This is a genomic window from Micromonospora sp. NPDC000121 (genome assembly GCF_042899165.1).
Lineage (GTDB): Bacteria > Actinomycetota > Actinomycetes > Mycobacteriales > Micromonosporaceae > Micromonospora.
Map to the genome: position 1 here is coordinate 100,787 of NZ_JBIAZP010000016.1, position 24,123 is coordinate 124,909.

Below are 24,123 nucleotides of genomic sequence, written 5' to 3' on the forward strand. Positions count from 1 at the left end.
CTCGGCGCCATAGCCGGCAAGTCAGTTCACAGTCCTACTTTGCGGCGGACAAGATCTCCGGCACCGCGTCGCGGCGGACCGCGTCGAAGAGGCGCTGAGCCTTCGCCGTGTCGGCGAGGACGACGCTCTCGTTGCCCATCCGGCCCGTTCCCTTCGTGGGGCACGTGAAGAAGCCCAGGTTGCCGCTGCGCAGGTGGCGGAGCTCCATCGCGAGGTCCAGGAGGGACATTGACTGGTCCACCGCCACCGCGTTCGTCGTGGCCTTGACGAACGAGTTCAGCTTCGCGGGGTTGGCGAGCACACCGCCCGAGGCCGCCTTGTCCAGGATCGCCTTGATCACCTGCTGCTGATGCTTGATCCGCCTGAAGTCGCCGTCGGCGAAGGCGTAGCGCTCTCGGGCGTAGTCGAGCGCGGCGGCCCCGTCCATGGTCTGCCGGCCCGCGACGAACTCCCGCCGGCCGCCCGGGTTCAGGGAGTGGGTCGAGGTGAAGCCCTTGTCGACGGTGATCTCGATCCCGCCCAGGGCATCCACGATCTCCTTGAAACCGGCGAAGTCGACCATCGTCACGTGGTCGATGCGGACGCCCGTGAACTTCTCGACCGTCTGCACCATCAGCGGAACGCCACCCCACGCGTACGATGCGTTGATCTTCGCGTCGCGGCCGCCGCGTCCCTGCGGGGACTTGGGCACGTTGACCCAGGTGTCGCGGGGGATCGAGATGAGCTGGGCGCTCGACCGGTCCTTCGGCAGGTGGGCCAGGATGATCGTGTCGGTCCGGGAGCCGGAGCTGTTCTCCGGGTCGCGGGAGTCGCTGCCCAGGATCATGATGTTCATGGCGCCCTGTGCCACGACCTGCGGTCGGGACTCCTCCGGCACTCCGTCGAAGGCGTCGACACGTTCGATGTCGGACTCGACGGAGCGCAGGTAGAGCCCGCCGGCGATCATGCCGCCGCCGCCGAGCACCGCCAACACCAGGCAGGTGATCAGGGCGACCCGCTGCCACCGCGGACGCGGACGCCGCCGACGGCGCCTGCCGGTCGGCTGCTCCGGTGTTGGGGAGAGGTCGAGAAACTCGGTCTCGGGCTCCGCGTACGACTGGCGATGGGGCATGGCGTGATGCTACTTATTCCGGTTCCGGCCCGCGTACCCCCGTCCGTGCCGCGTGAATAGACCTCTCGACCGAAACTTCGACGAGCGGCTGTTTCCCTTCGCCTGGTAGAACCCTCTCGTGGACGCAACGAAGCTCCGGCGAGCCATCGCCCGCACCCCCCTCGCCCCCGTCGCCGCCTTCCCCAAGCGCCTGGCCCGGGTCGCCCGCCACGACGCCAAGGTGCTGCGCACCTCGGCCCGGTGGCTGGTCACCTCCCGGGAGCACCACAACTACACGTACGACCTGACCAAGCTGAGCCGACACCACCTCGCCTGGTTCGTCAGCGTGGTCTGCGACGTGCCGGTCAAGCAGGTCCGCGCGTACTTCGCCGAGATCGAGTCGGACGACGTGCTGCGCCGGCACATCGAGTCCGCCACCGCCGGCGCGGCCCGCCGCGGCCTCGCCGACAAGCAGGTCCGCTACGCCCGTCGGATCGGCTGGTACGCGATCGTCCGCGCCACGCGACCGCAGCACGTCGTGGAGACCGGCGTCGACAAGGGGCTCGGCAGTTGCGTCCTGGCCGCCGCGCTGCTGCGCAACGCCGCCGAGGGACACCCCGGCCGGGTCACCTCGCTGGACATCAATCCCGAGGCCGGCTACCTCGCCCGGACCGCGCCCTGGTCGGAGGTGGTCGACCTGGTGATCGGCGACTCCATCGCCTCCATCGCCGCGCTGGACCGGCCGGTCGACCTCTTCCTGCACGACAGCGACCACAGCCGGGCCCACGAGAAGCGCGAGTTCGAGGCCGTCGAGGGCAAGCTCGCGCCCGGCGCGATCCTGCTCACCGACAACGTCACCGCCACCAACGTCCTCGCCGAGCACGCCGAGCGCACCGACCGCAAGTTCCTCGCCTACCGGGAGACCCCGGCCAACCACTGGTACCCGGGGGACGGCATCGGCGTGGCCTGGTGACCGGGTGCGGCTGAACGCCATCCACACGTACCCGGTCGAGGGTGGTCACCGGCTCGACCACGACGAGGCGCGCGTGCTGCCCTGGGGGCTGGCGGGCGACCGCCGCTGGGTGGCCGTCGGCGAGCCGGTGCGCGTCGACGGCTGACCTGATCGCACGGGCGCGCAGGCGGCCGGTGCGGTCGACATCGAGGTGATCGGGCGGCCGCCGAACGCCTGTGGCCGAGCCGCGTACACAGTCGGACTCACGTGGCTCGCCGCGGCGCTGCCGAAGCCCGGACTCAAGACCGGCTACGGCTGAGCGGTGGCCGAAACGACGATGGCGGTCACGGACGCCGGTGGCTACGCTGGCGCGGCTCACACGCGACGATAACGGGGGTCGGAGCGGCATGGCTGCGGAGAACGCGCTGGATGACGCGCCCACTGTCGTTCTGCCGCGCGTCGATCTCGCCGTGCAGCCCCCCATTTCTTCGGGGCGCGACACCACGCCGGCCGCGGCTCGTCCGGCCTCCGACCGGCTCTATGTCCTCGACGGGCTGCGGTTCCTCGTGGCGATGTCCGTCGTCAGCTTCCATGTCATCGCCGACTACGGCAGCCGCAACACGTGGGGTCGACCGGCCGCGGAGATCTTCGGATCGGCCGTGCTCGACGTGGCCGAGTACGGCTGGTTGGGCGTCGAGTGCTTCTTCGTCATCAGCGGCTTCGTCATATGCATGAGTTCCTGGGGCAGGCCGCTCTCTGAGTTCGCGATCTCGCGGGTCACCCGGCTCATGCCGGCCTACGTGTTCGCGGTGCTGGTGACCTCGGCGGCCCTCGTCCTCTTTCCGCTGCCCGAGGGGCGCCCGAGGCTGTCCGACGTGCTCGTCAACACGACGATGTTGCAACAGTTCTTCGGCATCAAGGACATCGACTTCGTGTACTGGACGCTCTTCGAGGAGCTGAAGTTCTATCTGCTCTTCGCCGTCCTGGCGTACTTCGGCCTCACCTACCGACGGGTGCTCTTCTTCTGCTTCGTGTGGATGGCAGCCGCGCTCTATGGGCAGTACACGAACTTCGCCCCGGTGGCGAAGACCGTGTCCTCGCAGTACGCGCCGTACTTCGTCGCGGGCATCCTGCTGTACCTGATCTATCGGTTCGGTCCGAACCTGTTCCTGCTGGGCGGCTTCGCCGTCGCGATCGTCACGACCGCGCCGGGCCTCATCAAGCGGGTTGCCTTTTACAGCAAGGGCGAGCACATCATCTCGTTCGACGTGGCGTTCGTCATCATGTTGTGCTTCTTCCTGCTCATGTTGGCAGTCGCACTGCGCTGGCTGGCGGGCGTCAGATGGCGTGCGTTGACGATCGTGGGCGCGCTGACCTATCCGCTGTACCTGCTGCACATGCAGCTCGGCCGGATCGTCGTCCATCGGCTCCATGATGTGGTTCCGCCGTGGTTCCTGGTCGCTGGTCTCGTCGTCGCGTTCGTGGCGCTCGCATACGTCGTCCAACGCTTCGTGGAGCGCCCCGCCGCCCGGGTACTGCGGGCGCGGCTGCGCGAGAGCTTCGCCCAGATCCGTGTGGCCGACCGGCATGACCGCTCGGTGGCCCGCCCGCGTGGCCCGGTGCGCGCCGAGCGCTGACGATCGGGAGTACGACACCGGCGACCAGATCAACTTCGCCGACGCCTACTTCAGGTCGAGCCACATGAGGATCTCGTCGCGGTCGTCGCCGGGAGCGACCCGCAGCGCGCCGGGCAGCCGCCCGACCTCCCGGTAGCCGAGGCGCCGGTAGAAGCCGTCCAGCCCCAACCCGTCCCGGACGGTCACGTGCAGCGCCTCCCGGCCAAGCTCGCGGCCGAGGCGCTCGGCCTCGCGCATCAGCGTCAGGCCGTATCCGTTGCCCTGGGTGTCCGGGTGGACCATCACCCGCTTCAGCACGCACCAGTGCGCCTTCAGGTTGAACCGGTTGTCGCAGAAGATCAGCGCGGCGACGAGACGGTCGCCCGCGTACCCGAGCAGGAGGCGGTCCGGGCCCTCGGCGATGCCGGCGAACGTCGGGTCCGCGGTACGCCGGACGTCGGCGGCGGTGACCGGCGGCACGAAGCCGACCGCCCCACCGGCGTTGGTGACGTCGACCCAGAGCGCGACGATCGCCTCGCGCAGTTCGGGGGTCAGTTCCGGGTCGAGGACGAAGCGCAAGGTCACCCGGCCATCCTGACCGGGCGGGGTCCGTGCCGACCCGTGATCGTGACGCGGCCAACAGCGGTGCCGGTGACACGGGCGGGTGGACCCGAAGGTGCGGGAGGGGGGATTCGAACCCCCACGTCCTTTCGGACAATAGGACCTAAACCTACCGCGGCTGCCGTTACGCCACTCCCGCCGACCCGCTGAGTCTAGAGCGTCGGGTCACGACGGTGCCGAGCCCGTCTCGCCGGCCGGGCGGCGAGACGGGCACGGCGCCGGTCGAGGGCGGTCGGCCTCAGTCGAGCCCGAGGTCGCGGCGCAGCTTGGCGACGTGGCCCGTCGCCTTGACGTTGTAGAGCGCGCGCTCGATCTTTCCGTCGGCGTCGATCACGAAGGTCGAGCGGATCACGCCGGTCACCGTCCGACCGTAGGACTGCTTCTCGCCGTACGCGCCGTACGCGGTCAGCACCGACTTGTCGGTGTCCGCGACCAGCGGGAAGGTGATGGCGTCGCGCTCCCGGAACTTCGCCAGCTTCTCCGGCTTGTCCGGCGAGATGCCGACGACCTCGTAGCCGGCCGCCTGGAGCGAGGCGAGCGAGTCGCGGAAGTCGCAGGCCTGCTTCGTGCAGCCGGGCGTCATGGCCGCCGGGTAGGCGTACAGCACGACCTTGCGGCCGCGCAGGTCGGCCAGCGAGAGCGTCTCGCCGGTGTCGGTGGGCAGGCGGAAGTCGGGCGCGGGGTCACCGGGGGAGAGGCGGTCGGGCGCGGTCATGGCCACGACCCTACCGCCGGCGGCGGCCCGCCGACCCCGGGCGACGCGCCGACGTCGGCCCGCTTCACCCGACTGCCCGCGCCCCGCACTGACCACCCAGCCCACCCGCGCCCCCGCCCGTCAGGGGCGGGGCGCCGTGGGGGCGGGGTGGCGGGAGGTGGCGTGGAGGCGGAGGGCACCGGCCGCCGTGGCGCCGACGCCGGTGACGAGGACCACGGCGACCAGGATCCGGGCCGCCGTCGCCGGCCACGGGACGGGGGCGACGGCGCGGGCGAAGACGGCGGCGTTCGCCACGCCGGCGAAGAGCGCCAGGCAGGCGCCGGCCAGCGCCAGCGCGAAGTCGGCGGCCGGCCGCCGGGCCAGCGCGTAGACCCCGGCGGCGATCGCGCCGAGCCCGGTCAGCAGCGCCCACACCTGCCCGCCGAGCAGGCCGGTCAGCAGGCCGCCGACGCCCCGCGCCCCGGCGTCGAGCTCCCGGCCCACGGTGAACGCCACCGCGGCCACCCCGCCGAGCACGAGCAGCCCGCCGAGCCCGGCCAGCGCCCGCGCGCCCGGCGCCGACCCGGCCGGCAGCAGCCCCGCCGCGCCCACCGCGAGCAGCCCGACCGTGGCGACCACCCACCAGGCGTACGCGTCCGGCGGCGGCACCCAGTCCAGGGTGCCGCGGATCTCCATCGGCTCGGCGCCGGCGCGCAGCGGCACCACCCAGTCCCGCACCCGGTGCTCCCGGTCGGGGGCGGCCCGCACCTGCGGCGGCGGCGCCGACTCGCGCCAGAGCGCCCGCTGGTCGTGCCAGCGCACCGTGGACGAGTCGTCGACCCGCCGCCAGTCCGGTGGCGCGGCCGGGTCCGCCTCGGCCGGCAGCCGGGTGTCCCCGGCGATGGTCCGGTTCAGGTACGTCGCGGGGGAGCGGACGTTCTCGTACACCCCGTCGGGGCCCACCCGCAGGTACGGCTCGCCGGAGTAGCCGATCACCTCGACGGCGCGCTCGCCGGTGTTGGTCAGCTCCAGCCGGGCGCCCGCCTCCACCACCCGTACGCTCAGCCCCGCCCGCGCCGGGGTGATCGCCGTCACCTCGGTGCGGTAGTCGGTGCCGTCGGGGGCGTCCGCCCCGTGCGCGGCCGCCGGCCCGGCGAACGCGAGCGTCGCGGTCAGCGCGGCGGCGAGCACCAGGCCGGCGCGGGCCAGCAGGTCACGCCTCACTTGCCGGCCGCCTCCACCGCCGCCTTGATCCCCTCGGGGCTGCGGTCGGCGACCTCCTCGCCGTCGACCAGGATGGTCGGGGTGCCGGTGATGCCGGCCTTGCTGGCCTCGTCGGTCACGTGCTCCGTCCACGGCTTGAAGGTGCCCTCCCGCAGGCAGGAGGCGAACCCGTCCCGGTCGATGCCGGCGCCCGCCGCGATGTCCACCAGCTCGTCGTCGCTGAGCCCGGCGCCGCCCTCCGGCGGCTGCCGGTCGAACAGTGCCTTGGCGTACTCCCGGTACCGGCCGCCCTCGGCGGCGCAGCCCGAGGCCGCCGAGGACCGGGTCGAGTACTCGGTGGTGGAGAAGCGGTTGAGGTAGGCCACCGGGTGGTAGACGACCCGCACCTTGCCCTCGCTGATGAGCTGGTCGAGCGTCGGGCCGCTGACCTGCTCGAACTGCTTGCAGGCCGGGCAGAGGAAGTCCTCGTAGACGTCCACCGTGACCGGGCCCGAGCCGGCGACGACGCCGGTGCCGGCCTCGTTAGACCCGGTCGGCGGGGTGAAGTCGTCGGCGCGCTGGCTGGAGTAGATGCTCCAGCCGATGAGGCCGGCGATCACCAGGACCGCGACGGCGGCCACGGAGACCCAGAGCGTCCGCTTGCGCCGCTGCTCCCGGGCGATCTGCTCGCGGACCACCCGCGCGGCGCCCTTCTGCCCCTTACGACTACTCATCCTCGTCGTCCTCCACAGGTGCGTCCCCCGCCAGCCAGCCGTCCACGGAGACAGGCGTGCGGGGCCAGATCAGCAGGAATCCGGCCAGTGCCAGGAATCCCAGGTCCCGGAGGATCTCCGGAAGGTAGCTCGGCGCCTGCCCCTCGGCGAGCTGGCCGCCGCTGCCGAAGCAGCCGCAGTCGATCGCCAGGCCCCGGCTCCAGGCCGAGGCGATGCCGGCGACGAAGACCACCAGCAGCGCCGCGGAGACCCCGGCGCTCAGCCGGGTGGCCAGCCCGAGGAGCAGCAGTACGCCCAGCGCCAGCTCCACGAAGGGCAGCGCCGCGCCGATCACCGTGGCGACGTCGTACGGCATGACCTGGTACGCGTTGACGGCGCGACCGGAGGCGGCCAGGTCACCGACCTTGCTGCCGCCGGCGAACAGCCACACGGCGGCCAGGCCCAGTCGGGCGGCCACGCCGAGCCAGGGGCGGACGGCCGGCCAGCGGGTGGCCCGGGGGTGGGGTGCTGTCACGATCATTGGACGTCCCGTCCGCCGTGGAAGTTCCCGGCCACGTTCCCGCTCATCCGGCGAGGGCGTCGCCGACCGCCTCGACGAGGTCGTTGCGGGCCCGCGCCACCCGGGAGCGGATGGTGCCCACCGGCACCCCCTCCACGGCGGCGGCCTCGGCGTACGACAGGCCGAGCAGCTGGGTGAGCACGAACGCGCCCCGCCGCTCGGCGGGAAGCCGGCGGACCAGGTCGGCGGCGCCGAGCTGGCCGGCCGGGTCCGGGTGCGACCGGACGGCCCCCGCGTCGGCCGCGAGCCGCTCGTCGAGCCGGCGGCGGCGCACGACGGTGCGCAGGTGGTCGGCGCAGGCCCGCCGGGCGATGCCGAGCAGCCAGGTCCGCGCGCTGGAGCGCCCCTCGAACGCCGGCAGCCCCCGGAACGCCCGCAGGTAGGTCTCCTGCGTCAGATCGTCGGCGCTGTCCGGGTCGACCAGCGCGGCGGCGAAGCGCCACACCTCGGCCTGGGTGAGCCGGACGAAGGCGGCCTGGGCGACGGGGTCCCCGTCGCGGGCGGCCAGCGCCCACCCCGTCGCCGACTCGCGCGCGGCGGCGTCGGTCGGAGCGACGGCGGAGGTGTCGCGCGGGGCGGGGATCACGACAACCCAGGTTACGCGGCACGGCAGGCGGGGGCAGGGTCCTTCGGCCCTTCCATGGCCTGCGCCACGCCGGGAACTTTTCCGGCACGCCGGACGACTACCCGCTCATGACATGCGACGACGTACGTACGGCGCTGTCGGCGCGGCTGGACGGCGAGGACCCGCAGGCGGCGCCGGCGGTGCTGGACGCGCACACGGAGCGCTGCCCGGGCTGCCGGGCCTGGCTGGCCCGGGCCGAGCAGGTGACCCGGCTGGCCCGGGTGCGGGCGGTGGCGGTGCCCGACCTGACGGCCTCGGTGCTCGCGGCGGTCGCCGCCGACCCGGTCGCGGCCCGGCGCGCGCCGGAGGCGACCCGGCGGGCCCGCCGCCAGGTGCTGCGGATCGCCGTCGCGGTCGCCGCCGTCGCCCAGTTGTCGATCGCGCTGCCGGTGCTGCTGGCCGGGCTGGGCGTGACCGTCGACCCGCACACCAGCCGCGAGATGGCCTCGTTCGACGTGGCGTTGGCGGTCGGTTTCGCGCTGGCCGCGTGGCGGCCGGAGCGGGCCCGCGCGTTCGTGCCGGTGGCGCTGGTGCTGGCGGTGTGCCTGGCCGGCACCAGCGCGGTCGACATCGCCAACTCCACGACCGCCCTGGTGCACGAGATCGGCCACCTGGCCGCCGTGGTGCAGGCGGGGCTGCTGTGGGCGCTGGGCCGGGTCAGCGGCGAGCCGGGCGGCCCGGCGTCGGCCTCACTCCGGGCCCGGCATGGCTGACCACCCTTCGGCCCGGTCGCGCACGGCCGAGCAGAGAGTTGCGCGGGCCGGTGGCTTCGGGCAGTTCCGGACGGTCGGAGTCGCGCCCGGCGGGTCGGGTCCGCGAGCATGACCGGCATGAGTGTCGCCAACCGTCGCCGGTTCGCCCGGCTGACCGCCGCCGCCGGCCTGCTGATCGCCGTCGTCGCCCTGCTGATCGCCCCCGCCAGCCCCGCCAGCGCCCACGCGGTGCTGGTGAGCAGCAGCCCGGTCGCCTCGGCGGTGGTGTCGAGCGGGCCGGCCGAGGTGGTGCTGACGTTCAGCGAGTCCGTCCGCAAGGTGCCGGGCAAGATCCGGGTCATCGCGCCGGACGGCTCCCGCGCCGACCGGGGCGAGCCGAGCTTCGAGGGCGGCGTGGTCACCATCCCGGTCGACGCGGCCGGGGGGCGCGGCACCTACCTGGTCAGCTACCGGGTGATCTCCGCCGACAGCCACCCGGTCTCGGGCGCGTTCACCTACTCCGTCGGCGCGCCCTCCACGCCCCCGGTCGACACCGGGGACGACAGCCGGGCCGACCCGGTGGTCGGTAACGCGGTCAAGGTCGCCAAGTACGTCGGCTACGCCGGCCTGCTGCTGCTCGTCGGCCCCGCGATGGTCCTCGCTGCGCTGTGGCCCCGGCGGCTGCCCCGGCGGGGCCCGGCGCGGCTGGCCTGGGCGGGGCTCGGCCTGGTGGCGCTCTCCACCGTGGCGAACCTCCTGCTCCAGGTGCCCTACACCGCCGGCGGGGGCGTGTTCGACGTCACCGGCGAGGGGCTGAGCGCGGTGCTGGGCAGCACCTTCGGTGCCGCGCATCTGGTCCGGCTGGGCCTGCTGGCCGCCGCGGTGTTCCTGCTCCGGCCGCTACTGGCCGGGCCGGTCGGCCGCGCCGACCTGGTGATCCTGGGCATCCTCGGGGTGGCGGCCCTGCTGACCTGGCCGCTGGCCGGGCACCCGGCGGCCTCGCCCGCCCCGGCGGTCTCCGTCGTCGTCGACGCGGTCCACCTGGGCAGCATGGCCGTCTGGCTGGGCGGGCTGGTGATGCTCGCCGGCTTCCTGCTGCGCCGCGCCGACGAGCGGGAACTGGACGCGATCCTGCCGATCTGGTCGCGCTGGGCGGCGCTGGCCGTCTCGGCGCTGCTGCTCGCCGGCACCGTCCAGGCGCTGATCGAGGTCGCCACGCCGGACGCGCTGGTCGACACCACCTACGGGCGACTGCTGCTCGGCAAGATCGGGCTGTTCGCGCTGGTCATCGCGGTGGCCGCGTACTCCCGGCAGTTGGTGCGTCGGCGCACGGCGGCCGGCCGGCCGGCGTCGATGCGGCGGGCGGTCTGGGCGGAGTTGGCCATCACCGCGGTGGTGCTCGGCCTGACCGCCGTCCTGGTGCAGACCACCCCGGCCCGCACCGCCGGCTCCGACGTGACCGGCGGCTCCCCCGGCTACTTCTCCACGACGCTGTCCAGCCCGATCTACTCCCTCCAGGTCGAGCTGGACCCGGCCGAGCGCGGCACCAACACCGTGCACTTCTACGCGTACACCAAGGACAACCGGCCGCAGCCGGTGGTGGAGTGGCGCGCCACGGCGGCCCTGCCGGCGGCCGGGATCGAACCGATCGAGGTCCCGCTGCTCCCGCTGACCGACAACCACGCCACCGGCGAGATCAACCTGCCGGCGGCGGGGGAGTGGCAGTTGCGTGTGACCGTCCGCACGTCCGACATCGACCAGGCCACGGTGACCGCCACCGTGCCGATCAGGTAACAGGAAGGCTCCCAGATGATCCGTCACCGGCGTACCGCAACCGCCGCCGCCGCGTTGGCGCTCGGCGCCGTCGCCACCGCCGTCCTCGGCTTCGCGGCGCCCGCCTCCGCCCACGTCTCCGTCAACCCGCAGGAGGCGGCCCAGGGCGGCTACGGCCGGTTCGCCTTCCGGGTGCCGAACGAGAGCGACACGGCCTCCACCACGAAGGTGGAGGTGGTGCTGCCCGAGAACGCGCCGGTGGGCTCCGTGTCGACCATGCCGGTTCCCGGCTGGACGGTGGCGGTGGAGAAGCGCAAGGTCGACCCGCCGGTCGAGGTGCACGGCAGCCAGCTCACCGAGGTCGTCGCCAAGCTCACCTGGACGGCGACCGGGAACGCGGGGGTCAAGCCCGGCGAGTTCCAGGAGTTCCCGGTATCGATGGGGCCGCTGCCGCAGGTCGACACGATGGTCTTCAAGACGCTGCAGACGTACTCCGACGGCAACGTGCAGCGCTGGATCGAGGAGCCGACCCCCGGCGGGGAGGAGCCGGAGAGCCCCGCCCCGGTGCTCACCCTCAGCGCGGCCTCGCCGTCGGCCTCCCCCACCGGCACCGCCCCGGCGCAGGCCGACGACGATGACGCCGAGGGCACCGGCCTGGCCACCGGGCTCGGCGTCGCCGGCCTGGTCGCCGGGGCCGGTGGCCTGCTGCTCGGTGGGCTCGCCTTCGCGCGGACGCGCCGGGAGCCGACCCCGAAGGCGTGAGCGCCTCTCGCACCGTCCACCGGCCCGTCGGCGCACCCGGCGGGCCGGCGGCTTTCCGGGCCCGTGCCGTGGATATCCGCTGATCAGTCGGTCCTCGTCGGTAAGGTCGGCCGGGTATCCGGCTACGGAGGGGGACGAGGCGAATGCGGTTCGTGCGGGCGCTCGGCGGAGTGCTGCTGCTGACCATCGGGATTCCGGCGCTGCTCGCCGGCGGGGTGCTCGGGATGCTCACCCGGCACACCGACCCGGCAGGCGCCTTCAGCGCCCGGTTCGAGACCGTGCACACCCCCGGGCACGCGGTGGTCGTCCGGGACCTCGACGAGCTGTTGCGCGCGGAGGCGCCGTTCACACGGGTCGGGCAGGCGCGGCTCCGGCTGGACGCCCGCACGGCCGACGGCCCGGCCTTCGTCGGGCTGGCCCCCGCCGACGAGGTGCGGCGCTGGCTCGACCCGGTGCCGCACGCCGAGGTCCGCCGGGTGGCCCTGGCCCGGGGCCCGCTGCCGGTCCGGCTGGAGCCCGCCGCGCCGGCCGCCGGCTCCGCGCCGCCCGCCGGCTCCGCGCCGCCCGCCGGCTCCGCGCCGCCCGCCGGCTCCGCGCCGGCCGCCGGCTCCGCGCCGGCCGCCGGCTCCGCGCCAGCCGCCGGCACCACGCCGGCCGTCACGCCGATCGGCCAACCCTTCTGGGTGCGCGAGGGGATCGGCGCGCTGGAGTGGTCCCCGCAGGAGCTGGCCGACCGGCGGTTGAGCCTGGTGGTGATGCGTCCCGACGGGCGCGCCGACCTGACCCTGGAACTGCGCGCGGGGCTGCGGGCCGGCTGGACCGCCCCGGCGACCGCGGGCCTGCTGGCCGGCGGGGTACTGGCGGTGGTGCTCGCCGTGCTGCTCCTGTTGCGCCCGGTGCGCCCGCGCGAGGTGGTCTTCGTGGTCGAGCCGGACCAGGTGCCGGTGCTGGCCGGGCGGCTCGGCGTGACCTCGCTCAGCGGGCTGGGCGCGCAGCCGACCCGGGACAGCGACCGGTCCCGGGTCGGCGGGCGCCAGCTCGCCTGGGTCGGCGCCGAGTCCGCGCGGTCCCGGGCCGCGATCGGGCCGGTGCCCGCGCGCCGCCCCGCGACCCTCGCCGACCTCGCCGGCGACGACCCGGCGGTCCGGCCGCCCGAGGTGACCCTCAGCCTGGCCTGGCCGCCGGCCGCCACCGAGGCGACGGTCGCGCCGGTGCCGACGGAGGGCCGGCTCCGTCCGGCCACCGCGGATTCCCCGGCCACCCCGGCCACCCCGGATTGCCCGGCCACCCCGGATTCCCCGGCCACCCCGGATTCCCCGGCCACCCCGGATTCCCCGGCCACCCCGGATTCCCCGGCCACCCCGAATTCCTCGGAGGCCACGCGCTGACCGCACCCGGGGAGCGCCGGACGGCGAGCGGCCCTCCGCGCTGCCGACGCGGAGGGCCGCCTTCACCGGGGGGATCGGTGCTACCCGAGAGACACCTGAGGTAGTTGTGGCCAGATTAGCGACGAAGAGGGCTACTCGGGAAGACTGTCCATTTGGTGCGACTTCCCGGCCCGGCGCCGGACCGGCAGCGCCACCAGCAGCAGCAGGCTCAGCAGCACGTACGTGTTGCGCACCAGGAACTCGCCCGGCGAGTCGGTGCGCGCCGGGGCGACGCCCCAGTCGTAGAAGGTCACCACGCCGTACACGATCAGGGCGGTCGTGGCGACGGCGAGCGCGGCCAGCCCGTTCCGGCGGCGGACGCCCCCGCCGGTGCCGGGACCGGCGCTCAGCGCCGCGTCCGCCAGCACCACCACCGCGGGGATGAACCAGTAGATGTGGTGGGTCCAGGTGATGGGGCTGACCAGCGCGCCGACCAGCCCGGTGAGGGCGAGCCCGGTGAGCGGGTCCCCGGCGCGGGCGGCCCGTGCCGCCCGCCACAGCCCGTACCCAACGACGACCGCGACCAACAGCAGCCAGAGCAGCCGGTCCGGCTTCTCCGGCGCGGTGATGCGGCTGAGCAGCCCGAACAGCGACTGGTTGCCGGTGTAGTCGGTGCGGCCGACCCGGTCGGTCGCCCACAGCTCGTGGGTCCAGAACCGCCACGAGTCGTGCGGCGCGACCGCCGCGGCGAGCAGGGTCGCGGCGGCGGCCGTCGCGCTCGCCACCGCCGCCGCCCGCCACCGCCGGGTGGCCAGCAGGTAGACGATGAAGATGCCCGGGAAGAGCTTGAGCGCCGTCGCCAGCCCGACGCCCACGCCGGCCCAGCGAGCCGCCCGGGGTACGGCGAAGAGCAGGTCGGCCAGGATCAGCACCACCAGCAGCATGTTGATCTGACCGAAGGTGATCGTCTCCCGGGTGCTCTCCACCGCCAGCACGAGCAGGACCGCCACCGTGAGGGTGAACACACGGGGCAGGCCGTGCCGGGCGATCACCGGCGCCGTCAGCCAGCGGGTGGTGACCACCACCGCGAGCGCGGTCAGGACCGTGAAGATCGTCACGGTGACGCCCAGCGGCAGCAACGCGAACGGGCGCAGCAGCAGCGCGCTGAACGGCGGGTAGGTGAAGTAGAGCTCGCCCTGCACCCGGTCGGGCTGGACGTAGTCGTAGAGCGGGTTGCCGGCCGCCCACCAGTCCATCGCCCGCATGTAGATTTTCAGGTCGAAGAAGTCGTGCACCAGACCGGGCAGGTAGAGCGCCGGCAGCACGGCGGCCAGCGCCAGCACGGCGGCGAGCCGACGGACCGTACGGCCGCCGGGATCGTCGTCGGTGACGGCGGGCGGTGCGGCGGGTTCGGCTGGCACGGGGAAACCCTAGCGGTCGGGTCGCGCCACGGTGCGCGGGCGCGCGGCCGGCGGGGCTGCGCGTAGTCTGGGCCGGTGGCTGATCTTCTCGTCTGGATCGACTGTGAGATGACCGGGTTGGACCTCGGCAGGGACAAGCTCATCGAGGTTGCCGCGCTCGTCACCGATCCCGATCTCAACGTGCTCGGGGAGGGTGTCGACGTGGTCATCCACGCCGACGAGGCGGCGCTGGAGGCGATGCCGGAGATCGTCCGCACGATGCACGGCAAGTCGGGGCTGACCGAGGAGGTCCGGCGCTCGACGGTGACCCTGGCCGAGGCGGAGGACATGGTTCTCGACTACATCGCCAGTCACGTCAAGGACCCGCGTACCGCGCCGCTGTGCGGCAACTCGATCGCCACCGACCGGGGCTTCATCGCCCGGGACATGCCGCGCCTCGACGCGCACCTGCACTACCGGATGATCGACGTCTCCTCGATCAAGGAGCTGTGCCGCCGCTGGTACCCGCGGGTGTACTTCGGCCAGCCGCAGAAGGGGCTCGCGCACCGGGCGCTGGCCGACATCCGGGAGAGCATCCGGGAGCTGGAGTACTACCGGCGGACCGTCTTCGTGCCGCTGCCCGGCCCCGACGTGGAGACCGCCAAGTCGATCGCCGCCCAGCTGTAGAGCCGGCGAGGGAGAACCCGCTGGACGCGGCGGGCGGGGGTGGGGCTATTATTGGTCCGCACCCCGCCCGGGGCGATCGACCGGGTGCGGAAGGCATGGTGGCTGTAGCTCAGTTGGCAGAGCACCGGGTTGTGGTCCCGGTTGTCGTGGGTTCAATTCCCATCAGTCACCCGGTTGACGAAGGCCCCCTCCTCGCGGAGGGGGCCTTCGGCGTTTCCGGGCTCAGGCGGTCGGGCTGGGCGCGGGCTCGCCGCTCGTGTCCGGGTCGGCCCCGGCCGGCTCGTACGGCAGGGCGCTGCCCTTGACGTACTCCTCCCAGCTCATGTTCCAGTCGGTCCAGCCGTTGCCGTTCTGCAGCTTGCGCTCGGTGCCCTTGACCGTGATCGGGTCGCCGATCCGGGTGTTGTTGAACAGCCAGGCGCCGTTGGCCATCGAGACGTTCACGCAGCCGTGCGAGACGTTCACCTGGCCCTGCTGCCCCTCCGACCAGGGCGCGGCGTGGATGAACTCGCCGCCCCAGGTCAGCCGCTGGGCGTAGTCGATCTTCGTGCGGTAGCCCTCCTCGGGACCCAGTTCCTCGAAGGTGTCGAAGACCGTCTTGCGCAGCTTCTCGATCACCACCATCGTGCCGCTGGAGGACGGCGTGCTCTTCTTGCCGAGGCTGACCGGGATGGTCTTGATCACGGACCCGTCCTTCGTGACGGTCATCCGCTTGGTCTTGTTGTCCACGGTCATGATCAGCGCGGCACCGATCTTGATGTCGACGGTCAGGTCCGCCCGGCCGTACCAGCCGTTGCCCAGCGGCAGCCCGCCCGCCTGGACCCGGTAGGAGACGGTGCTGCCGGCCTGCCAGAACTCCTTCGGGCGGTAGCGGATCTCCGTGGGGCTGACCCAGTGCCAGATGCCCTCCTGGGCAGGCTTGGAGGTGACCGTCATCCGGCTCTGGACGTCGTCGCGGTAGTCCTCGGGGATGGCCCGGTTGAACTTGACGATCAGGGGCATGCCGACGCCGACCACCTGGTCGTCGCCGAGGAAGCTGGTGATGCGCACCTGGTTGCTCGGCTTAGCCATGGTGGTGAAGGTGCTGGTCGCCGTGGCGGGCCGGCCGTCGTCGCCGGTCGCGGTCACGGTGGCGGTGTAGGTCTCGCCGTACTCCAGCGCGCCGGCGGGCAGCCAGCTCGTGCCGTCCGCGGCGAGCTTGCCCTCGACGGCCTCGCCGGCCGAGTCCTTGAGCTCGACGGTCGTCTCCTGGGCGTCCTTCGTGGTGAACGTGATGCCGGTCGAGGCGGGCACGTCCTTCGCGTCGGCCTTGGGTTCGACGATCGTGGCCGCGGCCTTCGGCGCGGCGGGCTGGCCGGCGGCGTCCTGCCCGCCGGACGGCTTGCCCCCGCCGCCGTCGGTGCAGGCGGAGGTCAGGGCGAGGGCCGCGGCGAGCACCGCCGCCGCGATCCCCCGGCGTCGCCCACCCCGCCGGTCGTCCCCGCGCCGGATCAGCTGGTCCTGGACAGCTCGCATGATTCCCTCACAGTCGTGGTCCCCGGTTGCCCATCGTCCCTCACTGACGCATCCGGACAGATACCCGTTCCTCAGGGTGAACCGAAACACGTCGGGCAACCTGTCCGAATATTGATAGAACCGGGGCTTTTGTGAGGTGGGTTCACGCGCTCCGAGGTGCCGGGGCGGCGAGCCGGCCGGCGGGCAGGTGGTCCGGTCGACGACGAGTCGGTGCGATCCGGCCCGGAACGCGGCGACCGGCCCGCGAGTGCGGGCCGGTCGCCGGATCGTCGGGGTGGAGGTGCGTCAGAACGCCGGCCCCGCGCCGCCCTCGGGCACCGGCAGGGCGCTGCCCTTGACGAACTCGGACCAGCTCACGCTCCACGCCGTCCAGCCGTTGCCGGCGGCCAGCTTGCGCTCGGTGCCCTTGATGGTGATCGGGTCGCCGACCTTCGTCTTCTCGAACAGCCACTTGGCGTTCGCCATCGAGACGTTGACGCAGCCGTGCGAGACGTTCTGCCGGCCCTGTACGTGCTCCGACCACGGCGCGGCGTGGATGTACTCGCCGCCCCAGGTGAGCCGCTGCGCGAAGTCGATCTCCGTGACGTAGCGGTTCTCCGGATCCGGGTCGTCCCGGGTGTCGAAGACGGTGGACTCCTTCTTCTCCATCACCACCATCGTGCCGCTGGAGGAGGGCGTCTTCTTCTTGCCGAGGCTCACCGGCAGGGTGCGGACCACCTGGCCGTCCTCGTACACCGTCATCTTCTTGGTGGCGTTGTCGACCTTCATCTCGAACGCCCGGCCGATCTTCGCGGTGGCCGAGCGGTCGACGTTGCCGTAGCGGCCGTTGCTCAGCGGGATACCGGCCAGTGCGATCCGGACGGTGAGCGTGGTGCCGGGCTTCCAGTACTCGGGCGCGCGGTAGTAGGCCTGGGTGCCGTTGTCGACCCAGTGCCAGGCGCCCGGCTGCGGCGGGTCGGTGTGCACGAACATGCGCTTCTGCACGGCGGCCCGGTCCTTCTTCGGGATGCCCGGGTGGAACTCGGTGACCACCGGCATCGCCACGCCGTACGTCTTGTCGTCGAAGAGGTAGAGGCCCGAGCTGATCATGGACTTGGGCTTCGCCATCGTCGTGAAGGTGCTGGTGCCCTGGCTGGTCCCGCCGTCGGCGCCGGTGGCGGTGACCGTGGCCGTGTAGCTGGTGCCGTACTTCAGCGGCTTCGACGGCACCCAGGACGAGCCGTCGGCGCGCAGGCGCCCCTCGACTTGCTTGCCGTCCGCCGAGGTCAGCGTGACGCCGGACACCTTGCCCCCGTCGGGCAGTTCCGCGCTGATCTCGGAGCTGACCGGCCTGTTCTTCGCCCCGTCGGCCGGGCTCAGCGCCAGCGGCGGACCGCTCGGCGCCGCCGGGGTGGCGGCCTCGGCCGCCGCGCTCGTCGCGGTCGGTGCGGTCCCGCCGACGAACTCCGCCTTCTTCTGCTCGTCGCCGCAGGCCGTCAGTGCCAGCGACGCCACCAGGCCGAGGGCACCCACCATCGCCCCGGCCCGCGCGAACCTGCCCATCCCCACCTCTGTTCTCGCGTACCTGGCGGACATCGTGCCGCATGGAACGCGCTTCTCAGGGCCCTGTCGCCGTACGCCTGGTGGTTTTGCCCTTAGATGCCCCTTAAGCTCGACCGAAGGGGGGAGCCGGGGATCGGATTGGAACCCGGCTCAGGGGGCGTGCTAATGTTCTCCCCGTTGCCAGCGAGCGCCGCTAGCTCAACTGGCAGAGCAGCGGACTCTTAATCCGCGGGTTCGGGGTTCGAGTCCCTGGCGGCGCACCAGCAATCATCTGGGCATCCACCCTCACGGGTGGGTGCCCAGATGTCGTTCTGGGGCGAGTGACAGCAACGTCGGCAGCAACCGTGTCACTCGTCTCCGTCATCACCCGCCTGCGGCCGCTGAGCGCCGCGTCGATGTGGCCCCGCCGCCTCCTGTTGCATGGCCAGCATCACGTGTCGTATTCGGTGAAGATCTCACCGAGGACGCGCAGCGCGATCGCGGCCTGTTCGTCGGCCTTGCCCAGGGTCCGGGCACAGGCGGTGAGCGTCTTCCAGAGGGCCCAGCCGCGCCCACGCGCCCACGTCGCCCCGTCGACGGACAGTCGCTCTCGGAACGCCTGCCGGCCCTCGGCGGTCAACAATGTCCATGCGATCGCCAGGTCACAGGCCGGATCGCCGACGCCGCACGTCCCAAAGTCAATGACAGCGGCCAACTCCCCGTCGGTGAGCAGAAGGTTTCCCTGGGCGACGTCACCGTGGAACCAGGTCTGCGCTCCGTCCCAGGATGCGTCCAGTGCGTCCTTCCAGATCTCGCGGGCCAGGCCGACGTCGACGTGGCCGTCCAGCGCCGTGAGCGCGCGTTGGGCTTCCCCACCGTAGGTGCGCAGCGTGCCACCCCGGAACCAGTTGTGCTGCCCGGGGAGGGGGCCGCCGGTGGGATCGATGCTCTGCAACGCCGACAGGAACTCGGCCAGGTCGACGGCGAATCGGACGGGGTCGGCGATGCGGGCCGCGCTCGCAGGCTCGCCATCGAGCCATGAGTAGATCGACCACGAGTAGGGGTAGCCCTCGCCGGGTTCCCCTCTCCCTAGTGGCCCCGGGATGGGTAGCGGGAGCCGAGGAGCGAGTTCCGGCAGCCATCGGTGCTCCTTGTCGACTGCCAAGGCGTACTCGGCTGCGCTGGGCAGACGCACCGACATCCCGGAGCCGAGGTGGAAGGTCCAGTTGTCCCAGCCGCCGTTGGCTACCGGCTGAACCGGGAGGTCGGCCCACTGAGGGAACTGGTCGGCGACGAGTCGACGTACCAGTTCCGCATCGACGGTGATCCGTTGGGGAGCGGGACCGAGATGCGGTGTGTTGCTCACTGGGACGTCCTTCTCTGATAGGTCTGGGCGGCCATCCGGACCACCTTGCCACGGCGGAGCTCATACCGATGCCCCCGTTGTGGACCGGGACGAATGGCGGGCCGCCCCGGGCCAGTAGGCAGAGCAGCGAAGAAATGCGCCGTTCACCAGCGCTGGCAGCGCCTGCTACAGCGATGAGGGTGGCGCTTCCGAATGCCTCCCACGCGCCACCGTGCGGGTGTCAGCGGGGGCGGTCTTGGCGTTCATCGCTTGCACTGCCACGGCGGCGACGATCAGCGCTCCGGCCGTGATACACAGCAGCCGTACTGTGGTCGCCCATGGCAGCTCCTTGGCTGGCAGAAGCGGGGTCAGGGCGTACCCGATGACTGCGGCGGCGCCCGCGACGGACCAGTACACCGTCGGGCGGGTGGGGACCGGCGGTGAGTCGCCGTGCCAGGCGCGAAGGAGCCGGCGGCGGCCGATCACGACGGCGACGCCGAGCGTGACAAGCGCGCCCACGAGGCTGCTGGGAATGTCGGACACGGTCCACCAGGCGACGTCGCTGACCTGGTCCCAGTCGATGCCGAACACGGTGCGCAGCCACGCCGCGGTGTGGGTGAGGTAGTCCCATCCGATGTGACTGGCCGCGCCGAGCAGCGCCGATCCGGCGGTGATCTGCCAGGGGTGGCGCACTGTGGCGAGCACCCCGTAGTCGCGCAGCGCGAGCGGGCCGAGGTGGGGTAGGTGGGCGGCGAGGGTCGCGACGGTGGCGCGGACGATCCACGCGCCGAGCAGCGCCACTGGCAGACACCACCACACCAACGCGGTGAGGGTGTGGCTCTGCCACTCCGGTCCGACCCCGAGGAACGCGTATTTGATGTCGGGTGCGACCGCCCCGGTAGTCAACGCGACACCGTCGAACCATCGGGGTCGCCAGAGCTTGAGCGGGAGTACCACACCTGGGTGCGACGGAAAGGTGAGCGGCATCGGCGCATCCTCCCACCTCATGCGCTCATGACGAGGCGAGTCGGGTCCCGACAACCGTTGATCAACCGAGGCGGCGGGCGGCGGGCGGGATCAGTGTCGTTACACCCGCTCAAGCCAGTCCCTGATGACAGTGAAGTCGCGTTCGGTCAGGCCGTGCCGGGGATCGACCCGATGGAGCAGGGCCGGACCGTGGTGATGGGCGGACACCCAGACGCGATCGGCAGGGGAGATCTCGTCGTCGACCCAGACGAAGGGGCGACCCTGGGCCCACTCGACCAGACCGCGGGTCTTCCAGTGGAGGGCGCCGCCGTCGTCTGAGTCGGGCCAGTCCACCACCGGCAGCGCCGGCAACCCGAGCAGCGGCGCCAGTACGTCGTTGGCGTCGCTCATCCAGGTGGACGCCCACACGAGATCACACGGCAGGGCGGACAGCAGGCGGCCGTGTTCCGGCTCGACCCGGTGCAGCAACGGATGGGCGTCGTCCGGCTGAACCTGTTCACGGGTCTGGTTGCGCGGAGTGTCCGGCGGTGCCGCCGGTGGCGTTCCGAACGGGATGAGGGCGCCGTCCACGTCGAGGAAGAGCAGCGGACGCTGCGCGGAGGCGGACATGCCCGAAGGTTAGCCCCCGTCCCCGGGGTCGAGGAGGCACGACGAGTTGACCCACAGTCGCACGCTGGTCGGCGGCTCGTTGCTCGTCATCGTGTACCCGATCGAGTTCTCCGGGTCGTACCCATGTGCCGTGAACCGGCCGTCGCCGAGCGCCATGAAATCGCTGTCGACCCGTCCGGAGCCGATCCGCCCGGAGCCCGTGTCCAGCGCGCGCAGGGTCCGCTCGTGGTCCTCCGGTGCCAGCGGCAGATCCCAGACGCTCTGCATGACGTAGGCGCGGTCGACGTCGAACCATCGCGCGCTGTCACAACGGAGCTCCACCTCGCGCTGCGGTGCCGGCAGCGCCCCGAACTGCTCTCGCACGACGTCGGCGGCGACCTCTCCTATCATCGCCCGCGTCCGATCCCGCGACATCTCCTTCGGCGGCTGCGGCGCATCATGGTCGTCAACCGTGCAGCCCGTCGCCAGTCCCACGCCCAACAGCGCCCCCGCCACCCCGAGAAGACGTCGCATGCGCGGCATCCTATGGGTGCCGGGCTTCGCGCCGCGGCCCGAAGACGCCGCCCCAGGCGGTCCCACGGCTGCCCAGCCCGCCGGTCCCACTTCTCGCCGAACGCCCGATCGTCACCGCCGTCGGACAACGTCCACAGTGCGCGGCGTTGCCATAATCGGACCGTGTCTATCCCGAGACGCCGTCGGTGGTTTCATCCCGCGATAGTCGGCGCGGTCATCGCCGCGGCGGCCACGGTGGTCGCGGCGGCCATTCCGGTCGCGCTGGAACTCACCCGTGGCACCGGCGGCCGTGGTGGTGCGCCGTCGGTCCAGGGCACCCCGTCCCCCGTGCAGCCCCAGCCCACCACCCCGGCGGCTCCCACCGGGCTCAGCCCGTCCCCGGTGCCCGGAACGAGTGGTCCGCCCGCGTCGCAGACCGCCGGGGCCGAGGTGCGCTCGTTGACGGAGATGCCCGAGGTGGACGACTTCGACGGCTGGGAGCAGGAGCCGCGGACCGTGGCCGGCGAGCCGCGCGAGACCGTGCTCACGGCGTCTCCGTGCTGGCAGAACGACAACTTCACGGCCACGTTCGTGGTCAGCCGGCAGTACGCGGTCCTCGAGGCGACCGTGGGGCTCGCGGACGATTCCGCGAAAGCGCTGCCGCTCCGGTTCACCGTGCTGGCCGACGGCAGGGCGGTCTCCACCGCCACGGTCGGCCTCGGGAAGACCCGCGCGGTCAGGGTGGACATCAGCGACGCGACGCAGGTGTCCCTCCGGGTGAGCACCACCAGCCTCGACCAGTGCCACGGCGACGGCGTCGGCGTCTGGATCGCCCCTCGGGTGCGTCGGTGAGCGGCGGAGCCGGACGTGCCGGCCGTACGCCGTCGGGCGCGGCTCTGCTCGGCTGACGGGGCAGCCGGCGTGCGCCGTTCGGGCCGGGCAGGCCGCGTCGACGACCGGGGCCCGCCCGCCGGGTGTCGCTTCTGCATTTGACCGGTGTCGATCAGCGGTGGAGTAACCCGTCGACGTGCTCTCGCGGAATTCCCATGCCCGGGAAGCGCGCCGAACTGCGCGGACGAATTGCGTGGCCGTCCCTCGTTGTCGGCGACGGGGCGCCCTGGGATCCGGGACCGGCCGGCCCCTCGCCGGGACGCCCCCGCGCCCCCGGCCGTCGCCCGATCCGTTGTGGGCGCGGCGCAGCCGGCAGCGTCGACCGTCCGTAGTGGAGCGCTTCTGCTGCTCGCGTAAACACCCCTGTTTGGGAGCGGCATTCCGTGCGGGAAGCGGATAGGGTCGACAGAGGATCATCTCCGCTGCGTCGCCCGGTCGACGGGTGAATTTGCCGGGGGAGCAATTTCCGAGGGAGAGAGGGCGAACATGATCCGGAAGCCGAATCTGTCCGTGGACGCACGGTACGTCCTGCCGTCGTTCGCTGAGCGGACGTCGTACGGCATGAAGGAGACCAACCCGTACAGCAAGATGTTCGAGGACCGGATCATCTTCCTCGGCACACCGGTCGACGACGCCGCGGCCAACGACGTGATGGCGCAGCTCATCACGCTGGAGGCGACAGATCCCGAGCGGGACATCACCATGTACATCAACTCGCCCGGCGGCTCGTTCACCGCCATGACGGCGATCAACGACACCATGCGCTACGTCCGCCCGGACGTGCAGACCGTCTGTCTGGGGCAGGCGGCGTCCTCCGCCGCGATCCTGCTGGCGGCGGGCACCCCGGGCAAGCGGATGGCGCTTCCGCACTCGCGGATCCTGATCCACCAGCCCGCCATCGAGGGCTTCCAGGGTCAGGGCACCGACCTGGAGATCCAGGCCCGGGAGATCATGCGGATGCGCACCCAGATGGAGGAGATGCTGGCCCAGTACTCCGGCCGCCCCCAGGCAGAGGTCTCCCGCGACATCGAGCGAAACAAGATCCTCACGGCCGACGACGCGGTGGCCTACGGGCTCGTCGACACCATCCTGCGCAGCCGGAAGAAGAGCGCGGCGGCGATGGCGGCCAGCTGAGCCGATCCGTCCGGGGTCGACGGCGCCACCGGCCCGTCGACCCCGCCCTGGTCAGTCCCGCGCTGTCGCGCCGGCCCTGTCCGGGGTGGGCGGCGCGTCGCCCAGCGCGGGCAGCAGGTCCCCCGCGAGGTGCGGCTGGTAGCCCCCGCTCGCGGTCCACCCGCCGTCGAAGCGCACGGTGGTGGCGGTCAGGTAGCGCAGCTCGTCCGCCGCCAGTGCCCGGATCAGCTCCGCCACCTCGGCGGGCTCCGCAAGGCGACGCTGCGGGGTGCCCCGCACGATGGTCTCCTCGTCGAGGAGGTTCCGGTGGATGCCGTCCATCACCAGCGGCGTCCGGACGTAGCCCGGGCTGACCGCGATGACCCGGATGTTCTGCGCGGCCCACTCGACCCCGAGCACCTCGGTCAGCATCGCGACGCCGGCCTTCGAGGAGCAGTACGCGGCCCCCTCCACCATCGCCAGGTGCGCCGCCACGGAGGCGATGTTGACGACCAGCCCGCCGGCCCGCCGCAACGCCGGGAACATCGCCCGGCAGCAGTAGTACGTCCCGGACAGGTTGACCCCGATGACCCGCTCCCACGCCGCCGGCGCCAGTTCGCTGGCGAACCCGCGCCCGCCGATGCCGGCGCTGTTGACCAGCAGGTCGGCCCGATCGACCTCGGCCGCCGCCGCGGCCACCTGGTCGTAGTCGCGCACGTCGACCTGCCGCCCGGTCACGCCGTTCGCGTCACACGGGCGACGGTCCCAGCCGATCACGCGCCACCCGTCGTCCACGAGCCGCCGCGCCACCGCCGCGCCGATCCCGCTGGCCGCGCCGGTGACCACGGCCAGCCGCTGCCCACTACCGTGCAACC

General features: G+C 72.5%; 24 protein-coding genes, 3 tRNA genes and 1 pseudogene. 12 read left to right on the forward strand and 16 right to left on the reverse strand.

Going from position 1 to position 24,123, the window contains the following annotated elements; translation table 11 throughout:
* Window positions 1–34: 34 nt before the first annotated feature.
* The gene (locus tag ACFY23_RS30410; RefSeq protein WP_387038641.1) at window positions 35–988 is read right to left on the reverse strand and encodes an LCP family protein; all 954 of its coding nucleotides are present in this window, start codon (window positions 986–988) and stop codon (window positions 35–37) included.
* Between the two features lie 241 nt (window positions 989–1,229).
* Between ACFY23_RS30410 and ACFY23_RS30415 the strand changes: the two genes are divergently transcribed.
* The 3 genes and pseudogenes from ACFY23_RS30415 to ACFY23_RS30425 all read left to right on the forward strand — a co-directional run bounded on the left by ACFY23_RS30415 (window position 1,230) and on the right by ACFY23_RS30425 (window position 3,679).
* Window positions 1,230–2,063, forward strand: a complete 834-nt coding sequence (locus ACFY23_RS30415) for a class I SAM-dependent methyltransferase (protein ID WP_350676755.1) — start codon at window positions 1,230–1,232, stop codon at window positions 2,061–2,063.
* Between the two features lie 4 nt (window positions 2,064–2,067).
* Window positions 2,068–2,181: pseudogene (locus ACFY23_RS30420) on the forward strand (MOSC domain-containing protein); the annotation flags it as partial.
* Between the two features lie 268 nt (window positions 2,182–2,449).
* Window positions 2,450–3,679: an acyltransferase gene (locus tag ACFY23_RS30425; protein ID WP_350819483.1), complete on the forward strand. Its 1,230-nt coding sequence runs from the start codon at window positions 2,450–2,452 to the stop codon at window positions 3,677–3,679.
* 45 nt (window positions 3,680–3,724) lie between these two features.
* Here the strand turns inward: ACFY23_RS30425 and ACFY23_RS30430 are convergent, their stop codons facing one another.
* The 7 genes from ACFY23_RS30430 to ACFY23_RS30460 all read right to left on the reverse strand — a co-directional run bounded on the left by ACFY23_RS30430 (window position 3,725) and on the right by ACFY23_RS30460 (window position 8,055).
* A complete protein-coding gene (locus ACFY23_RS30430; RefSeq protein ID WP_350676750.1) occupies window positions 3,725–4,243 on the reverse strand; it encodes a GNAT family N-acetyltransferase in 519 nt (172 codons plus the stop codon).
* Between the two features lie 92 nt (window positions 4,244–4,335).
* Window positions 4,336–4,418: transfer RNA gene (locus ACFY23_RS30435), tRNA-Leu, on the reverse strand.
* 99 nt (window positions 4,419–4,517) lie between these two features.
* Window positions 4,518–4,994, reverse strand: a complete 477-nt coding sequence (gene bcp / locus ACFY23_RS30440; RefSeq protein ID WP_350676747.1) for a thioredoxin-dependent thiol peroxidase — start codon at window positions 4,992–4,994, stop codon at window positions 4,518–4,520.
* A 120-nt stretch (window positions 4,995–5,114) separates the two neighbouring features.
* Window positions 5,115–6,197 carry a hypothetical protein gene (locus ACFY23_RS30445; protein WP_350676745.1) on the reverse strand — a complete coding sequence of 361 codons (1,083 nt, stop codon included), beginning with the start codon at window positions 6,195–6,197 and terminating at the stop codon, window positions 5,115–5,117.
* Window positions 6,194–6,910, reverse strand: a complete 717-nt coding sequence (locus tag ACFY23_RS30450) for a thioredoxin domain-containing protein (protein ID WP_350676742.1) — start codon at window positions 6,908–6,910, stop codon at window positions 6,194–6,196. The genes ACFY23_RS30445 and ACFY23_RS30450 overlap by 4 nt, the downstream gene beginning before the upstream one ends.
* Window positions 6,903–7,430 carry a MauE/DoxX family redox-associated membrane protein gene (locus tag ACFY23_RS30455; protein WP_350676740.1) on the reverse strand — a complete coding sequence of 176 codons (528 nt, stop codon included), beginning with the start codon at window positions 7,428–7,430 and terminating at the stop codon, window positions 6,903–6,905. The genes ACFY23_RS30450 and ACFY23_RS30455 overlap by 8 nt, the downstream gene beginning before the upstream one ends.
* A 43-nt stretch (window positions 7,431–7,473) precedes the next feature.
* Window positions 7,474–8,055 carry a sigma-70 family RNA polymerase sigma factor gene (locus ACFY23_RS30460; protein ID WP_350676738.1) on the reverse strand — a complete coding sequence of 194 codons (582 nt, stop codon included), beginning with the start codon at window positions 8,053–8,055 and terminating at the stop codon, window positions 7,474–7,476.
* Window positions 8,056–8,162: 107 nt separating this feature from the next.
* Between ACFY23_RS30460 and ACFY23_RS30465 the strand changes: the two genes are divergently transcribed.
* The 4 genes from ACFY23_RS30465 (at window position 8,163) to ACFY23_RS30480 (ending at window position 12,709) form a co-directional block, all read left to right on the forward strand.
* On the forward strand, window positions 8,163–8,807 hold the full coding sequence (locus ACFY23_RS30465) for a zf-HC2 domain-containing protein (RefSeq protein ID WP_350676735.1): 645 nt from the start codon (window positions 8,163–8,165) through the stop codon (window positions 8,805–8,807).
* A gap of 108 nt (window positions 8,808–8,915) precedes the next feature.
* Window positions 8,916–10,580 carry a copper resistance protein CopC gene (locus ACFY23_RS30470; RefSeq protein WP_350676733.1) on the forward strand — a complete coding sequence of 555 codons (1,665 nt, stop codon included), beginning with the start codon at window positions 8,916–8,918 and terminating at the stop codon, window positions 10,578–10,580.
* Window positions 10,581–10,595: 15 nt separating this feature from the next.
* Window positions 10,596–11,321, forward strand: coding sequence for a YcnI family protein (locus tag ACFY23_RS30475; protein WP_350676731.1), 726 nt, complete (start codon window positions 10,596–10,598; stop codon window positions 11,319–11,321).
* A 143-nt stretch (window positions 11,322–11,464) separates the two neighbouring features.
* A complete protein-coding gene (locus ACFY23_RS30480; protein WP_387038576.1) occupies window positions 11,465–12,709 on the forward strand; it encodes a hypothetical protein in 1,245 nt (414 codons plus the stop codon).
* 131 nt (window positions 12,710–12,840) lie between these two features.
* On the opposite strand, the gene ACFY23_RS30485 is transcribed toward ACFY23_RS30480, so the two are convergent.
* On the reverse strand, window positions 12,841–14,109 hold the full coding sequence (locus tag ACFY23_RS30485) for a glycosyltransferase family 87 protein (RefSeq protein WP_350685183.1): 1,269 nt from the start codon (window positions 14,107–14,109) through the stop codon (window positions 12,841–12,843).
* A 75-nt stretch (window positions 14,110–14,184) separates the two neighbouring features.
* On the opposite strand from ACFY23_RS30485, the gene orn reads away from it, so the two are divergent.
* Window positions 14,185–14,775 carry an oligoribonuclease gene (gene orn / locus ACFY23_RS30490; protein WP_350685182.1) on the forward strand — a complete coding sequence of 197 codons (591 nt, stop codon included), beginning with the start codon at window positions 14,185–14,187 and terminating at the stop codon, window positions 14,773–14,775.
* Window positions 14,776–14,873: 98 nt separating this feature from the next.
* Window positions 14,874–14,946: transfer RNA gene (locus ACFY23_RS30495), tRNA-His, on the forward strand.
* Window positions 14,947–14,997: 51 nt separating this feature from the next.
* On the opposite strand, the gene ACFY23_RS30500 is transcribed toward ACFY23_RS30495, so the two are convergent.
* On the reverse strand, window positions 14,998–16,290 hold the full coding sequence (locus tag ACFY23_RS30500; protein WP_350685181.1) for an Ig-like domain-containing protein: 1,293 nt from the start codon (window positions 16,288–16,290) through the stop codon (window positions 14,998–15,000).
* 285 nt (window positions 16,291–16,575) lie between these two features.
* Entirely contained in the window at window positions 16,576–17,832 is a 1,257-nt protein-coding gene (locus tag ACFY23_RS30505) for an Ig-like domain-containing protein (RefSeq protein WP_350685184.1), read from the reverse strand.
* A gap of 187 nt (window positions 17,833–18,019) precedes the next feature.
* Between ACFY23_RS30505 and ACFY23_RS30510 the strand changes: the two genes are divergently transcribed.
* A tRNA-Lys gene (locus ACFY23_RS30510) sits at window positions 18,020–18,095 on the forward strand.
* Window positions 18,096–18,262: 167 nt separating this feature from the next.
* Here ACFY23_RS30510 and ACFY23_RS30515 read toward each other — a convergent pair.
* From ACFY23_RS30515 to ACFY23_RS30530, 4 genes are all read right to left on the reverse strand, one after another.
* On the reverse strand, window positions 18,263–19,177 hold the full coding sequence (locus ACFY23_RS30515; RefSeq protein ID WP_350685180.1) for an aminoglycoside phosphotransferase family protein: 915 nt from the start codon (window positions 19,175–19,177) through the stop codon (window positions 18,263–18,265).
* A 165-nt stretch (window positions 19,178–19,342) separates the two neighbouring features.
* On the reverse strand, window positions 19,343–20,143 hold the full coding sequence (locus ACFY23_RS30520; protein WP_350685179.1) for a DUF4184 family protein: 801 nt from the start codon (window positions 20,141–20,143) through the stop codon (window positions 19,343–19,345).
* Window positions 20,144–20,242: 99 nt separating this feature from the next.
* A complete protein-coding gene (locus tag ACFY23_RS30525) occupies window positions 20,243–20,752 on the reverse strand; it encodes an HAD domain-containing protein (RefSeq protein ID WP_350685178.1) in 510 nt (169 codons plus the stop codon).
* Window positions 20,753–20,761: 9 nt separating this feature from the next.
* A complete protein-coding gene (locus tag ACFY23_RS30530) occupies window positions 20,762–21,265 on the reverse strand; it encodes a hypothetical protein (protein ID WP_350685177.1) in 504 nt (167 codons plus the stop codon).
* Between the two features lie 162 nt (window positions 21,266–21,427).
* Between ACFY23_RS30530 and ACFY23_RS30535 the strand changes: the two genes are divergently transcribed.
* Window positions 21,428–22,096: an NPCBM/NEW2 domain-containing protein gene (locus ACFY23_RS30535; RefSeq protein ID WP_350685176.1), complete on the forward strand. Its 669-nt coding sequence runs from the start codon at window positions 21,428–21,430 to the stop codon at window positions 22,094–22,096.
* Between the two features lie 525 nt (window positions 22,097–22,621).
* Window positions 22,622–23,269 (forward strand): ATP-dependent Clp protease proteolytic subunit, encoded by a 648-nt coding sequence (locus tag ACFY23_RS30540; protein WP_350685175.1) that lies wholly within the window; start codon window positions 22,622–22,624, stop codon window positions 23,267–23,269.
* 51 nt (window positions 23,270–23,320) lie between these two features.
* On the opposite strand, the gene ACFY23_RS30545 is transcribed toward ACFY23_RS30540, so the two are convergent.
* Complete coding sequence (locus ACFY23_RS30545) at window positions 23,321–24,121, reverse strand: SDR family oxidoreductase (protein WP_350685174.1); 801 nt, start codon at window positions 24,119–24,121, stop codon at window positions 23,321–23,323.
* Window positions 24,122–24,123: the final 2 nt, after the last annotated feature.